The sequence below is a fragment of the Streptomyces sp. NPDC017890 genome (assembly GCF_044328675.1).
Taxonomy (GTDB): domain Bacteria; phylum Actinomycetota; class Actinomycetes; order Streptomycetales; family Streptomycetaceae; genus Streptomyces.
In genome coordinates this window covers 52,519-65,630 of record NZ_JBIRHU010000019.1, presented here as the reverse complement: position 1 = coordinate 65,630, position 13,112 = coordinate 52,519, and the positions used below count along the sequence as shown (strand labels likewise).

16 protein-coding genes and 1 pseudogene are annotated in these 13,112 nt (G+C 67.1%); 13 read left to right on the top strand and 4 right to left on the bottom strand.

Annotation, left to right across the window (positions count from 1 at the left end; all coding sequences use genetic code 11):
• The first annotated feature begins 15 nt into the window (after positions 1-15).
• From ACH4F2_RS24625 to ACH4F2_RS24585, 9 genes are all read left to right on the top strand, one after another.
• Positions 16-909 carry a DUF5936 domain-containing protein gene (locus tag ACH4F2_RS24625; protein WP_398134901.1) on the top strand — a complete coding sequence of 298 codons (894 nt, stop codon included), beginning with the start codon at positions 16-18 and terminating at the stop codon, positions 907-909.
• Between the two features lie 345 nt (positions 910-1,254).
• Entirely contained in the window at positions 1,255-1,452 is a 198-nt protein-coding gene (locus ACH4F2_RS24620) for a hypothetical protein (protein ID WP_398134900.1), read from the top strand.
• Positions 1,452-2,060: a pilus assembly protein TadG-related protein gene (locus ACH4F2_RS24615; protein WP_398134899.1), complete on the top strand. Its 609-nt coding sequence runs from the start codon at positions 1,452-1,454 to the stop codon at positions 2,058-2,060. Before ACH4F2_RS24620 ends, ACH4F2_RS24615 begins: the two co-directional genes overlap by 1 nt.
• Positions 2,061-2,076: 16 nt before the next feature.
• The gene (locus ACH4F2_RS24610) at positions 2,077-2,655 is read left to right on the top strand and encodes a hypothetical protein (RefSeq protein ID WP_398134898.1); all 579 of its coding nucleotides are present in this window, start codon (positions 2,077-2,079) and stop codon (positions 2,653-2,655) included.
• Between the two features lie 8 nt (positions 2,656-2,663).
• Positions 2,664-3,290, top strand: a complete 627-nt coding sequence (locus tag ACH4F2_RS24605; protein WP_398134897.1) for an OmpA family protein — start codon at positions 2,664-2,666, stop codon at positions 3,288-3,290.
• Between the two features lie 73 nt (positions 3,291-3,363).
• Entirely contained in the window at positions 3,364-3,891 is a 528-nt protein-coding gene (locus ACH4F2_RS24600; RefSeq protein ID WP_398134896.1) for a hypothetical protein, read from the top strand.
• A 443-nt stretch (positions 3,892-4,334) separates the two neighbouring features.
• Positions 4,335-5,276 carry a hypothetical protein gene (locus ACH4F2_RS24595; protein ID WP_398134895.1) on the top strand — a complete coding sequence of 314 codons (942 nt, stop codon included), beginning with the start codon at positions 4,335-4,337 and terminating at the stop codon, positions 5,274-5,276.
• 69 nt (positions 5,277-5,345) lie between these two features.
• Positions 5,346-6,227 carry a lipase family protein gene (locus ACH4F2_RS24590; RefSeq protein ID WP_398134894.1) on the top strand — a complete coding sequence of 294 codons (882 nt, stop codon included), beginning with the start codon at positions 5,346-5,348 and terminating at the stop codon, positions 6,225-6,227.
• Complete coding sequence (locus ACH4F2_RS24585) at positions 6,224-6,598, top strand: IPT/TIG domain-containing protein (RefSeq protein ID WP_398134893.1); 375 nt, start codon at positions 6,224-6,226, stop codon at positions 6,596-6,598. Before ACH4F2_RS24590 ends, ACH4F2_RS24585 begins: the two co-directional genes overlap by 4 nt.
• A gap of 9 nt (positions 6,599-6,607) precedes the next feature.
• Here the strand turns inward: ACH4F2_RS24585 and ACH4F2_RS24580 are convergent, their stop codons facing one another.
• Both ACH4F2_RS24580 and ACH4F2_RS24575 read right to left on the bottom strand, forming a co-directional pair.
• Positions 6,608-6,799 carry a hypothetical protein gene (locus ACH4F2_RS24580; RefSeq protein WP_398134892.1) on the bottom strand — a complete coding sequence of 64 codons (192 nt, stop codon included), beginning with the start codon at positions 6,797-6,799 and terminating at the stop codon, positions 6,608-6,610.
• Between the two features lie 10 nt (positions 6,800-6,809).
• Entirely contained in the window at positions 6,810-7,661 is an 852-nt protein-coding gene (locus ACH4F2_RS24575) for a helix-turn-helix domain-containing protein (protein ID WP_398134891.1), read from the bottom strand.
• Between the two features lie 266 nt (positions 7,662-7,927).
• Between ACH4F2_RS24575 and ACH4F2_RS24570 the strand changes: the two genes are divergently transcribed.
• Positions 7,928-8,431, top strand: a complete 504-nt coding sequence (locus tag ACH4F2_RS24570; protein WP_398134890.1) for an ATP-binding protein — start codon at positions 7,928-7,930, stop codon at positions 8,429-8,431.
• A 649-nt stretch (positions 8,432-9,080) separates the two neighbouring features.
• Here ACH4F2_RS24570 and ACH4F2_RS24565 read toward each other — a convergent pair.
• Together ACH4F2_RS24565 and ACH4F2_RS24560 are read right to left on the bottom strand one after the other, a co-directional pair.
• Positions 9,081-9,296: a hypothetical protein gene (locus tag ACH4F2_RS24565; protein ID WP_398134889.1), complete on the bottom strand. Its 216-nt coding sequence runs from the start codon at positions 9,294-9,296 to the stop codon at positions 9,081-9,083.
• A gap of 337 nt (positions 9,297-9,633) precedes the next feature.
• Entirely contained in the window at positions 9,634-9,945 is a 312-nt protein-coding gene (locus ACH4F2_RS24560; RefSeq protein ID WP_398134888.1) for a hypothetical protein, read from the bottom strand.
• Positions 9,946-10,185: 240 nt separating this feature from the next.
• Here ACH4F2_RS24560 and ACH4F2_RS24555 point away from each other — a divergent pair.
• From ACH4F2_RS24555 to ACH4F2_RS24545, 3 genes and pseudogenes are all read left to right on the top strand, one after another.
• A pseudogene (locus ACH4F2_RS24555) lies at positions 10,186-10,641 on the top strand (methyltransferase domain-containing protein); the annotation flags it as partial.
• A gap of 466 nt (positions 10,642-11,107) precedes the next feature.
• Positions 11,108-11,764: a hypothetical protein gene (locus ACH4F2_RS24550; RefSeq protein WP_398134887.1), complete on the top strand. Its 657-nt coding sequence runs from the start codon at positions 11,108-11,110 to the stop codon at positions 11,762-11,764.
• Positions 11,752-12,780: a hypothetical protein gene (locus ACH4F2_RS24545; RefSeq protein ID WP_398134886.1), complete on the top strand. Its 1,029-nt coding sequence runs from the start codon at positions 11,752-11,754 to the stop codon at positions 12,778-12,780. The genes ACH4F2_RS24550 and ACH4F2_RS24545 overlap by 13 nt, the downstream gene beginning before the upstream one ends.
• Positions 12,781-13,112 lie beyond the last annotated feature (332 nt).

The window sequence follows — 13,112 nt, the reverse complement described above, 5'->3', positions numbered from 1 at the left end:
GAGGGGGTGCACGACATGGAACTGGGCCTGCTCCTCGCACTGCTCATGGCCCTGAGCGTCTGGGGCGTCTTCGCCGGCATCCGCATGTACCGGGCCGACGCGAAACTCCCCGACGACCTCGCCCTCGCCCTGGAGGTCGGCTCCACCCGCACCGGAGCCGTCGACTCCCTCATCGACCGCATGGGCATGCGGTACGCCCCCGCCGTACTGCGCCTGATGGGCCCGGCCCTGGTGGCCAAGTACCGCCGCAGGATCGACCTGGCCGGCAACCCCGGCGGCCTGACCATAGACCGCTACGCCGCCCGCCGCGCGGTCTACGGCTTCCTGGGCGCGGTCGGCTTCCTGGTCTTCGTCCTGCGCGGCCAGTACGTGGTGGCCCTGCTCCTGCTGGCCTTCGGGGCGTTCTGGACGGAGGTCGGCATCTGGTCGGCGATCCGCATCCGCAAGGACGTCATCGAGCGCACCCTCCCCGACTTCCTGGACGTCCTGGCGGTCGTGGTCAGCGCGGGACTCGGCTTCCGCCAGGCCCTGGACCGCGTGGCGATGCGCTACGAGGGCCCCTGGGCCGACGAACTCCGCATCACCCTGCGCCAGATGGACCTCGGCATGAGCCGCCGCCAGGCCTTCACGGAGCTGCGCCGGCGCAACGACTCCGAACAGGTGGCGATGTTCGTGACAGCACTCCAGCAGGGCGAGGAACTGGGCGCCCCCATCGTCGACACCCTGGTCTCCCTGGCCAAGGACATGCGCCGCACCGACGCCCAGAACGCCCGCCGCAAGGCGGCCCGCGCCGTCCCCAAGGCCACGATGATGATCACCACCTTCATGGTCCCGGCCACGATGATCCTCCTCGGCGCCGGGCTGATCCTGGGCTCGGGGACGGACTTCGGGACGATCACGGGGGAGTAGGGGGGGAGAACGGGATGATGCCGAACGCGCGACCGGGAGCAGGGGAGGGCACACATCAGAAGAGTGCGAGTGCACACGAATCGCTGACGTCAACAAGCAGAGACCTACAGCCCAGTCGGGCTACTTTCCCGCATAACCTTTCGCACTTGCAATCCGCTGTGAGACAGTCGGTGTCCGGTACTCCCGACAGGTCGAGGTCTCAACTGAACGCAGGAGAGGTGGAGATGGTGAACCGCGTCGCATCCGGCGTGACCAGCCGGCAGACCGCCACCCCCCGTCGCGTCGACGAGACCCCGATGGACCGACTCACGGCACACCACGTCGTCCATCCTGGAGGGGAACACCATGAGCAACTGGCTTCACACGACCGCCGCGTACCTGCGCTCTCGCACCACCCGGCACGACAAGGGGCAGACGGCGGTGGAGTACCTGGGGATCATCGCGGTGGTGGTGGCGATCGTGCTGGCGATCACGGGGACGGACATCGGCCAGACGATCTTCGATGCGATCACGGCGAAGATCGCCGAGGTCACCGGCATCTGATGCCCCTTCGTGTGAACGGCGACGCAGGGCAGGCTTTCCCCATCTACATCACGGTGGTGGGAGGTCTGCTCCTTCTCGCGTTCGCCTACTTCGCAGTTGGCCAGGCCGCAGTGACTCGCAGTGAGGCACAGACGGCGGCGGACGCGGCCGCACTTGCGGCTGCCCTGGAGACCAGGGACCAACTCGCGGACCAGTGGCTGGAGAACGTGCTGGAACCGGACTCTTGGCAGGACATCTTCGACGGAGAGGTGCCGGTTCCCGATGGGTGCTGGCGCGCCCAGGAATTGGCGGCCCGTAACGACGCGAGCGCGGATTGCGAACAAGATGGGCTCTTGGGCTACACCGTCGTAGCGGAGACCAATGAGGCCGTCGGGGACACCATCGTTCCGGGCACGGAGGATCAAAAGGCCATGGAATCGGCCACTGCCGTTATCGAAGCTCGCTGCACGTTCGAACTGCCAGCTGAGGATGCCGGTGAAGATGTGCTGCCCGCGCTTTCGTGCAAGGGCGAGGAGTGGGGCCTGAGCCCGGACGATCTCAATGATCTACCGAAGGCCGAGGATTTGTTCGATGTCCACCTCGCCGACGGACAAGCGAACGACGAGTGACGAAGGAAAACACGACATGAGCATTCGGTTCACGACGACGGCCCGCAGGGGGACGTTCGCACTGGCCGTTCTAGCCGGCCTGACCCTCGGTGCTGTTGGCTGCGGTGGTGGCGGCGACGACGAGAAACCGAAGGCATCGGCGTCTGCTTCGAACGAGGACGGGTCCGGACCGAGCGCTCAGGAAGGCGAGGCCAAGGAGCCGATGGCTGAGCTGCGAGGTTCCAATGGCCTACTTCTGCAGATCATCTCTGCTGAGCGGGATTCGGGTGGCTTCGTGACTGTGAATGGCGAGCTGAAGAACGACGGTGACAAGAGTGTCGCGATCCCCTCCGCGCTGAGCGGGAACGAGACGGAGATCATCAGAAACGGCAGGTCGCTCGGCGGTGCGACACTTGTCGATTCCAAGAGCAAGAAGCGCTATTACGTGCTGCGTGACACCGAAGGTCGTCCGTTGACGACCGCAGGTTTCTCGACGATCAAGGCTGGTGACCGCCTGGCCGTGTTCATGCAGTTCCCCTCCCCGCCCACCAGCACCACCGAGGTCACGTTCCAACTGCCGACCTTCGCCAGTGCGACCATCTCCATCTCCGGGTGAGGGCCACCATGACCCCAATCCCGCGCCTCACCCTGGCCCTGTCCACCGCCACCCTCATGCTCGCCACGACCCTCTACGGCACCACGGCCCACGCTGCCGACGACCCGATCGACCCCCCAGGCACCGAACCCTCCGCCTCCGCCCCCGTAAAGGTGGACCCCAACGACCCGGACCTCAAGATCCCGGACGGTGCCACCCTCGCTCAGGCGAAGGTCCTCGACATCAAGACGGTCGTGGAGGAGCAGAGCGGTGACGAACGCCGCGAGGACACCAACACGAGCGTGACGCTGGCGCTGCAGGCCGAGGTGCTGTTCGGCAAGAACAGCGCGAAGCTCGGCGCCGCGGCGAAGTCCCGTATCTCGGGGATCGCGGAGGAGATCAAGACGCAGAACGCCACCAGGGTCAGAGTCTTCGGCTTCACCGACAACCTCGGCTCGTCCGCCCACGGCGATGCACTTTCCAAGCAGCGGGCCAACGCCGTACACGACGTCCTGTCCCAGGCGCTGAACGACGCCGGAATCACCTACGAGGTCCGCGGCTACGGCGAGGACTACCCCATCGCCGACAACTCGACGGAGGCCGGCCGCAAGAAGAACCGCAGGGTCGAGGTCTCCTTCCCGCGCTCGGAGGGCTGACCGGCCGGTGGCGGAGCAAGGGGGCTCCGTAGGGGCGCGAAGGCCACGGCGCTCACCGTCGGCGCATGGACGAGTGACGACCCTCGCGGCGCTGACGGCGCTGACCGTGCTCACGGTGGCTGCCTGTGGGGGCCCGGACGGGACGGACGCGGTGCCGGCGTCATCCCCGGATCGGCCGGCGGCGTCCCGGTCGGCCGCGCATTCAGCCGTCGCGGAACCCGAACCGTCCGCATCGGCGGCGGACGGCGATGACGTCAGCGCCTGTAGTGACGGAAACTGCGAGGTCACGGTGTCCAAACCCGTGACGATCCGCTTGCGGGGCCCGGGCGGCGCGGTAACGCTGTCCGTGACCGAGGTCGGCCCGAACGAGATCGCCTACGCGGTGACGTCGGGCAACGGTCAGTCGAAGGGCTCCGCGAGCGGACCGGGCCAGGGGTGTCTCACTGTCATCGGCGAGAACGGCAGCGGCAACTCCTGCGGCGGCTTGTCCGACGGCCGCCCCGTCGCTCAGCGCGATGCCGTAGTGATCCAGGTGACGACCGGGACGGACGGTACGGCACTCCTGTACATCCGTGTCCCCTTCGGATTCCACGGCAACTGAATGTCCGGCCGCGAGACCGGCGCGTAGGCGCCGAATGAGACACGACCTCCACCGCAGCCGGCACATCAAGCCCCAGCGTCCTTTCTTCCACGCAGTACCCTGTCCGCCTTGCGGGGACGGGGTGTCTGTGATGCCCTGGAATCAGGGTCTGCGTAAGAGGTGACGCCGAACCGGCAATGGCAGCGATCACCCTGATGATTCGCCCTGGTGATTCGTGCCTTGCCCGCGCCGTCTGCACTCCGTGGATCAGATGGGTCGAGGGTCGGCCTCTGGGAGTTGACAGAGAAGAAATCAATTCCTTGAAACTTCTGGGCATGCCTTTGCTGTCCGATCCGTGCCGCACCGCCATGCGCGAGCGGTCAGCCGGCGGTACAGAAATCCCGAACGATGGGAGTCGAAGCTGAGGTGCGATTTCGGACAGGACCATGGAGGGAGACGCGATTATGTTGCCGGACCGCCCGATCTCGGTGCCCCAGGATGCTGTCGAGGCTGCGGTGGCACTGCGTGACAAGCTCAATGAGAACAGCGCCGGAAAGTATGCGACCGGTGTCGGGCTGAAGCAGACCGCCGGGGAGTTCACCAGCCAGATAGCACTGTTCGTCTACGTCCCGCGGAAGCGGGGTGAGGAGGAAATCGCAGAACCTGAAGTCGTCCCGCCCGAGTTCGGTGGATATATCACTGATGTGGTCGAGGCCCGGCCGGAGCTCATCGACGACACCACACGGTACGATCCTCTTCGCGGTGGCATCGAAATCTCCAGGGAACGTACGCTCGCTGACGGCATATTCGCCCCACCGACGGGCACAATGGGAGCCGTAGTAAAGAAGCGCGGAAGCGGTCAGCAGCAACTGCTCACAAACGCTCACGTGGCTCACCAGACCAATCTCAACATCTATCAGCCGGGTCAGGTATTCATTTCTCCGCTGACGGACATCGTCGGTTCGGTAGCCGACCTGCGGAACGAAAACAATCCCCTGTTCCTCGACTGCGCGACGATCGAACTCAACGGGTCACGTGGCAGCAAGGCCGCCATCGAGGAAATCGGTCCGGTGCAAGGGGCGTTCATTCAGGTCCCCCCTTTGGGGGAAGTGGTGAAGAAGCGCGGCAAGCGGACTCTGTTGACACAGGGTTTCGTGGTGAGGACTGTCGCGTCACTGTTCGCGCCGGTCATCGACCAGATCGAGTTCAGCGGAGCTGTTCCGTTCGTGACGGTGTTCTGCGGGAAAGGTGACTCTGGATCGGTGGTCCTCAATTCGAGCAACCAGGTCATCGGTCTGCTTTACGGGACGTCGGGTCTGGATCTCGGAAACGGCCTGAGCAGCCACGGTCTCGCCATGCCCATTCACAATGTTCAGGAAGCTCTCCAGGTGGACATCGCCACATGACAGCGAGCCGGCCTGCAATCCAGCGAAATGCCGTCTCGACTCCGTTCTCGTGAGAACCCAGGAGTGAGCATGACGACGGCACAACAGTCCGGACCGACCCCAGCCCAGGTGTGCATGACCCTGTCCGCGATCGCCGCGTCCGGGGCGACCCGGCGGCCGTCCGGGGAGACCCGGCACGAGCACGAGCAGCGCATCATGCTCGGCATCAGGACCCAACTGGCCGACCCGTCCCTCGCGACCGGCGGCACCTGGCAGCTGCTGTGGTTCGGGCTGACCCCGGACAACGGAAACCTGGCGTACATCGCCGGGAACTCCGCGGTCCCGGGCGAGTTCGCGGTGGCCGTTCGAGGGACGGTCTTCAGCAACGTGATCGACCTTCTGGAGGACTTCGAAGTCGGCACGGCGGTCCCCTTCGACACCGGCGGAGCACTGGATCACGGCAAGGTGTCGAAAGGGGCCATGGACGCGTTCCGGTCGATCGTGAAGCAGCGGGGCGCGTCGCTGAAGCCAGAGGGGGCGGAGGGCGCCGGCGCCATCTTCGGCAGGACGCTCGCGGAGGCGCTCGAAGCCGTCACCGCACCGGTGCATGACGCGACCGTCTACGTCACCGGTCACAGTCTGGGCGGCTGCCTCGCGACGATGCTGGCGCCGTACCTGAAGGCGCGGCCGCGCCAGGCAGCACAGTTCGCTCTCCTCACCTTCGCGGCACCCACCGCAGGCCTGCAGAGTTTCGCCGACTACGTCGAATCCGTTCCCTGGAGCCTCCAGGAGCGCCACGTCAACGCCTACGACCTCGTGCCGATGGCGTGGGCGGACATCACGGCCGCTGAGAAGTGGTACCCGACGCCGCCCGGGCCGAAGGCGGACGACGAGGTGAGTCGCTGCTGGCGAGCATCTCCGCGCTGCCCGGGCCCAACACGTACGTCCAGCCGGGCGCTCCCGTCACCGTGAACTCCGACTACTCGGTGTTCGATCCGAGCGAAGTCCAGAAATTCCTGGGCCAGGTCGCCTTTCAGCACGCCAACCCCACCTACCTGACCCTGCTGGACGCACCCGCCACCCTCACCGGGCCGGCGGTGACGGACCTGGCCCCCGCCGCCGGGCCTGCCCAGACCCCGGTCAGGATCACCGGCACCGGCTTCACCGACGACAGCGTGGTGGACTTCGGCCGGGTCCCGGTCCCGGTCTCCGACGTCACCGTCGACTCCCCGACCCTCATCACCGCGACGGCACCGGCCGGAACCGGCGAGGTCAAGGTCCGCGTCACCAACATGATCGGCACCTCGCCGGCCGTCCCGCAGGGGAACTTCACGTACAGCTGACGCCGGTCCCTACAGCAGGTGGTCGGCCTTGCCCGCCTTGATCCCGGCTATCAGGGCCCGCAGGGCCTCCCGGCTGTCGACCAGGTGGCTGTCCTCCTGCCCGGCCACCGCGATGTAGGCGTTCCCCTCGGCGTCGGTGCCGATGCGGAAGCAGTTGTTGCCTTCACCGCAGAACGGTTCTTCCCATTCGATGCCAGTCATCGAGACTCCCTCAGCGTTCACGGGCGATGTCGTTGATGAGGTCGCGGGAGGCTGCCACAGTCAGAGCGGCCTCGTCCATCCAGTGCAAGTGGGCGCGATACTTGGCGAGCTGTGCCTCCGCACCCGTGAACTCCGGCCCATGCGCGGAGTCCAGCTGAACCGTGTCGAGTTCCGGTACGTCACCGTCCGCGTACAGCAGCGCGTGCCCGGCGCCGGGAAAGCCCTCCATACCGTTGGGGATGACCCGTACATCGATGTTCTCCCGCTCCGACTGACCAGCCAGATAACGGAGTTGGCGCTCGGTGACTGTACTGTCGCCGTAGGGCATGCGCAACGCTGCTTCGTGGATGTACGCCACGTACCGGAGCGGCGCGGCCCTCTCGATGGCCTGTCGGCGTTCCATGCGGTGTGCTACTCGCAGCTCCACCTCAAGTCGGCTGAGTGCGGGGAGTACGGCTGTGAAGACCGCTCGGGCGTACTCCTCAGTCTGGAGCAGGCCGGGGACGTGCATGACCTGCGCGGTCCGCACGCGCCGCGCGTGCCACTCCAACTCGGCGATATCCAGCAGGCCCGCGGGCAGCGTGCCGCGGTAGTGCTCCCACCAGCCGCGTGCGCGGTGCTCGGCCATGGCGACGAGGGCGTCGACGTAGTCCGCGTTCGGACAGGCGTAATTGCAGGCGAGAGTGCGGATGCGTTCCGGAGAGAAGGAGCGGATCCCGGACTCCATGTTGGACAGTCGGGTGCGGTCGATGCCGAGCAGCCCGGCTGCGTACTCCGTGCTGACCCCTGCCGCGAGGCGCATCCCGCGCAACTCGGCCCCCAGTCTCTTCTGCCGGACTGTCGGCGTGCTTCTCGTCGCCATGCCGCCCCTTCTCCTGGTCTGCCGGGCAACAGTCTGCCTTGCGCGGTACGAAGGGTCCATCATCTGTGGGGGTAATTATCACCAATCGCGTGGACACTGTGACCTCGTGGTGCCTACAGTCGGTGAGGCATCAGCTACAAAGAGCTGTTCCGGAAGCGCATCACGCGTGCCCGCCCACGTACTCCTGCCCTGGGAGGGCGGCCACGCGTCAGGGAGACAGGCCACCGGACGGCGTACCACCGCATCCACACACCATGGGAGTTGCCGTGCCTCTGCTCACCACCGCCTGCTCCGTACCCACCGGCTCGCACACGCCGCCCACACCCCCGCCCCCGGAGTCCCTCGCCTACAGCCTCACCCTCCCCGCCGCCCCGCACAGCCCGGCGGTCGTGCGGGCAGCCACCCGCACGGTCCTGCGGGTTCACGGGCTCGTCGGCATGACCGACGCGGCGGTGCAGGTGGCCAGCGAACTGACCACCTGTGCCTGCGACTTCGCGCCCGCGTCTGAGGTGTACCTGTCCCTGCGCTACCGCGACGGCACACTGCGGGTGGTCCTCTACGACGGTCACCCGCGCCACAGCCATCCCCGTCTCGCCGCCGCCTGCGACACCCGGCGCCGGGCCGCCCTGCGCGTGCTGGGCTGCGTGGTCCGGGCGTGCGCCGGCGACTGGGGCTTCGGCGACGCCCGCGAGCCGGGCGGCGGCACCCGAATGTGGGCGGTGCTGCCACGCGCCGGGGCATCCGGCTACACCGGCGGCCGAGCCGCGTGAGGATCGGGCCCAGGATTGAGGTGGTAAGCCTGATCGGCCCGTGCGGAACGTACGTGCTGCGCCACCGTCAGCCCTCGGCCCTACAGCCAGACCTTGTCCCCGAGTGGGAGGCCCGCCGGTAGCGGCGCCAACGAGGTGGTCCTCTTCTGATCGACGGGCTGGGGCTGGGAAGTCGACGTGCTCGCGCCCCACACGTCGGCGCCCTTCACCGGCGCTGACACCTACCGCGTTCCGGCTTCGTTCGGGCCGTAGCCAGTCCAAGCCGGGCTACAGCAAGTGGTCGGCCTTGCCCGCCTCGATCTCGGCTATCAGGGCCCGAAACGCTTCCCGGCTGTCGACCAAGTAGCTGTCGTCCTCGTGCTGACAGGCGGAGTGATCGTTGTCGGGTGATCGTCTGTCACCGCTGGACTTCGCGGTTCGCCAGAACGAGTAGGGCTCGTAGCAGCGTGGTGGCGTCATGGGCGTTCATGCGGTTGCCTGCTGCGCATGTGTGTGACGCGCTCCGTCGGACAAGCTGGCGCCCGCCCCCGAAGTCGTAGCGGGTCTTCCGCAGATCCCGATGCGCTCAAAACCCGGTGAACCAATTCACGACCGACTTCGTCTAGACGGTTGAGATTCGTAGACGCTGTTATCCGGGTCGCTCTTACTGTCAAGCTGCAATCATTCCGTAGAGGTAGATATGCCCCTTTCCGTAATCCTGCTCTTCTTTGTCGCAGCCGTCACGCTTTTTGTATACAGGTTCGGGCGGCGCCGACTGACCACCGGCGCCGCGTTGGGAGCGGCGGTTGGCGCTCTGGGGCTTCAGCTCTTCGGCCTTTGGGTCATGGCCGAGCTCACATTCGCCAGCATGGGCTGAACTCGACACTCGGAGATCTTGGAGTTTTCCGGTGCGTCGCGGTGGCCGGTGGGCATGCGACCGGCAAGCTGCTGAGGCGGTTCGCTGCCGCACGTATCGTTCCGCTACCGCGACGAAGGCCTCCGCGTGACCCTCTACGACGCACACCCCCGCCACACGCACCCCCGCCTGGCGACGGCCTGCGACACCCGCTGCCGAGCCGCGCTCCGCGTCCTCGCCTGTGTCGTCAAGGCGTGCGCCGGCGGCTGGGGTTTCGGTGACGCGAGGGGGCCCGGTGGGGGCACCCGGATGTGGGCCGTCCTGCCGAGGGCGGGTACGCGCACGTACACGTCGGCCCAGCGGCCGGTCAGCAGTTGTAGGAGTGCAGGACGCGGTCGTAGCGGCCGGCGAGCAGGTCCTCGCGGCGGATGATCCAGCCCAGTTCGCCGTCACCCTGGCGGAAGACCGCGTCCTCGCCGAACTCCACGAGGTTCAGCCACGGTCCTCCCTCCCGTTCCTCGACAGCCTCCTCGAGGGCCCTGCTGTACAGCTCGTCGAACCTCTCCGGGTCGTCCCTGAGCGTGATGACGGCTTCTTCCCTCTTCCTCAGGAAGTCACGTCCGTAGTCGGCCCGCCAGTAGGGAGGATTCATCTCCACGCCGCGCAGTTTGTCGGCCATGCGATTCACGACCGGTTCGTCCCCGACCTTGGAGCGGTACTCCTCGATGGCCGACGCGAGTTGGGCGTACCACTCGTTCTCCTCGTCGTGTGCGTGCGGAGTTGCGCCGCCAGCGCGGCGAGGGTCTGGGCGGTCTCGGACAGGCTCGCGACGGCGGCCTGGAGCTCCGAGGCGACGCGGGGAGCGGCGGGAAGGGCGGAGGGCTCAGCGGCGACCGGCCTGCCGCGATAGCCGATGGAGCCCTCGTGGAGGTATGCCACGACGATGGCCGGGTGGCTGGGCCGGGCCGACGCCGTGCTCGACATCCGGACCGGGGGAGGGGAGGTCCTGGACTTCGCCCTCGCCGAGGCCTCTCGACGGCCCCGGCTCGCCGTCGCCACCGAGGGGCTGGGCGCCCAACGTCGCCACGGCCACGGCCCTGCTCCGGCCGCGCGGTGTCGCCGTCGTCGCCCCGCCCGAGGACGCGCCGCTGCCCTTGCGGACGGGGCCTTCGACCTGGTCGTGAGCCGGCATCCCGTCGAGCCGCACTGGGCCGAGATCAGCCGCGTGCTCGCGCCCGACGGCACGTACTTCGCCCAGCACGTCGGCCCCGGCAGCGTCTTCGAGCTCGCCGAGTACTTCGTCGGACCCCAGCCGGAGGAGAGCCGCAACCACCGCCACCCCGACCGTGAGCGCGCCGACGCCGAGGCCGCCGGTTCGCAGGGGAAAGCCTTTCACGGGCTGACGGCAGCTCCGGCCGTCCCACTGTCCCCCGCCCTCGGCACGGGGACCGTGCCGTCGCTCACCAGGTCCGCGACCGCGTCGGCGTGTTCCCTGATCAGATAGTCCATCGCATGCTCGGTGGACGACTGGTACTCAAGCTGCTCGCTGTAGAAGCGGAGCCGTTCATGAGCGTCCTCGATGATTTCGCCCCAGGTACGTACCCAGATCCGGTAGGCAGGCTGTGTGACAGCGCATCCGGGCAGCCGGTCCGGTTGCTGGGCGAGTTGGCGGAGGTTCTCGTCCCCTGTGACGGAACCGTTATTGCTGACGAACCCCCACGTCCGGTTGCTGCGAACTCACTGCGCACCACCGGGCGCCAGGTTTCACCCTGGTGCCGCCTGGCCTCGGTGGATAGCGTTGCTTCGCTCAAGAGAAGCCCCGTCCCACCCAGGAGCCGACTGTGAATCGCCGCCCCACCCTGCTTGCAGCGCTCACGCTGACCGCCGCAGCGGCCCTGACGCTGTCCGCATGCGGAAGCGACGACAGTCCCTCCAGCGACAAGGACACGATCGCGGGGGCGGATACAGGAGGCAAGCCGTCGGTTTCGCCCAGACCGAGTGAGACGGCTGCCGGTGACCGTCCCGAGATCGCCTTCCCGTCCGACGCCAAGAACGTCTTCGAAGGCGGGAAGACAGGCGATGCAACGAAGGATGCTGTTCTCGCGGACAGCGCGCTGAGCATCAACGCCGTGGACGAAGCGATCTTCGAAGGAAGTACGGGGACGAAGGCGCTCGGGTACTACAACACCGAGAAGGCCTTGAGCTCGTCGATCACCTACGTGCAGGGCTACATCGACGACAACGACACGTGGACCGGTGTTACCAGGTACTTCAGCCGAAAGGTCACCCTCTCCGGAGACAGTCAGGCATACGTCAGGTACTGCTCCGACGAGAGCAAGTCCTACATCAAGAACAAGAAGACCGGGAAGGTCGACAAGTCGGCGGCGACCGCGGACAGCTACGTCCTCTACAACGCGAAGCTCGCCAAGAATTCCGCCGGGGTCTGGCAGACCACCGACATCGTCTCGAACAGGGGAGACAAGGCGTGCCAGCCGTAAGAGCGACTGCGAGGGCCCTGACGGTCCTGACTCTCGTCTGTGCTTACGCCTTGGTCGCGCAGACGGCCTACGCCGACCGCGGCAAGCACGGCAGCAACGGCCAGACGGACCAACGCGCCGAAACCGGTGCTGACGGAACCGTGTCGGTCACCGTCGGAGGCGTCGTCTTCGACCGTTCGAAGAATGGCTCCGGCGGTTCCGCCGGGGCGTTGACGTCGTCCACGTCGTGGAGCCCGCCACCCTGCTGGTACGGCCCCAAATACACCCCCGAGCAGTTGCAGAAGTACCTGGAGCCGATCTGGGAAGCCGGCTCCACCGGGCACGAGTGGGACGCCGAGCAGCGCCAGGAGTACAACGCCGACGACGAGAAGAAGGGCTTCAACAAGGACAAGTCCGGCAAGGGCTACTGGTGGGGCTCGTACGTGAACGAGAGCTACCCGCCGGGCTGGGACTCCTGCGACAAGGACTACTTCTGGGTGGACACGGGCGATGCCCCGCCCCCGGACGTCGAGAACGCCCTCACCCCCGAGATCCTCGCCGAACTCGCCTACGCGGAGATCCGCGTCCCGAGCACCGAGGTGACGCTGGCGCCCGCGGAAGCCACCAAGGTGAACCTTCCGACGTGGGCGTGGCTGAACGGTGCCGAGTTCCGGCCGGTGTCGGTCACCGCGTCCGTGGAAGCGATCGGTATCGAGGCGACGGCCACGGCGGAGCCGGTCGCGCTGGAGATCGAGCCGGGTACCCCGGACGCCTTGGCCTACCCGGCCTCGGGTGTCTGCGGGATCGAGGGCGGTCGCATCGGCGAGCCGTACGAGAAGGGCCGGGCCGACGACACGCCGCCGTGCGGAGTGAAGTACCTGCGCTCCTCGGGTGACGGGACGTTCCCGCTCCAGGCGACGGTCACGTGGAAGATCCACTGGACCGGCAGCGGCGGCGCGGGCGGTGACCTTCCGGACGGTACGTTCGGGGCCACCCAGGACGTCGTCGTACAGGAGATCCAGGCCGTCAACCGCTGACCAGGCCCCCCGGGGCCACCCGGTGATGGTGTCGTCCCGCGCACTGGGTTCCGGGTAGGAAGCGGCATGACTGGACTCGGTGCCGTATCCGCCCCCAGTTCGTCCCCGAGCGGCTGCGTTCGAGGCCGAAGGCCCCTTCGTCGCCCACGGCGCGCGTCACCTTTTCGTGGGAGGCCCGCCTGTAACGGCCGACTTACTCGCGAGATTTCGTTGAACTCTTGAATACCTGCTCGCCGGTCACCGAAAATACAGTCGAAGCTCGTCCCTCGAAACGCCTCCGTCGACCTGCGGCCCACCGACCGCGAGGAGGTCGCCGCCGTCGTCCGTGCCGT

Bases quoted from the DNA above. Each gene is read 5' to 3' on its own strand.
- ACH4F2_RS24605 (WP_398134897.1), top strand. From the start codon at position 2,664: ATGACCCCAATCCCGCGCCTCACCCTGGCCCTGTCCACCGCCACCCTC.
- ACH4F2_RS24580 (WP_398134892.1), bottom strand. From the start codon at position 6,799: ATGACTGGCATCGAATGGGAAGAACCGTTCTGCGGTGAAGGCAACAAC.
- ACH4F2_RS24620 (WP_398134900.1), top strand. From the start codon at position 1,255: ATGAGCAACTGGCTTCACACGACCGCCGCGTACCTGCGCTCTCGCACC.
- ACH4F2_RS24560 (WP_398134888.1), bottom strand. From the start codon at position 9,945: ATGGCCGACAAACTGCGCGGCGTGGAGATGAATCCTCCCTACTGGCGG.
- ACH4F2_RS24625 (WP_398134901.1), top strand. From the start codon at position 16: ATGGAACTGGGCCTGCTCCTCGCACTGCTCATGGCCCTGAGCGTCTGG.
- ACH4F2_RS24615 (WP_398134899.1), top strand. From the start codon at position 1,452: ATGCCCCTTCGTGTGAACGGCGACGCAGGGCAGGCTTTCCCCATCTAC.
- ACH4F2_RS24610 (WP_398134898.1), top strand. From the start codon at position 2,077: ATGAGCATTCGGTTCACGACGACGGCCCGCAGGGGGACGTTCGCACTG.
- ACH4F2_RS24590 (WP_398134894.1), top strand. From the start codon at position 5,346: ATGACGACGGCACAACAGTCCGGACCGACCCCAGCCCAGGTGTGCATG.
- ACH4F2_RS24595 (WP_398134895.1), top strand. From the start codon at position 4,335: ATGTTGCCGGACCGCCCGATCTCGGTGCCCCAGGATGCTGTCGAGGCT.
- ACH4F2_RS24575 (WP_398134891.1), bottom strand. From the start codon at position 7,661: ATGGCGACGAGAAGCACGCCGACAGTCCGGCAGAAGAGACTGGGGGCC.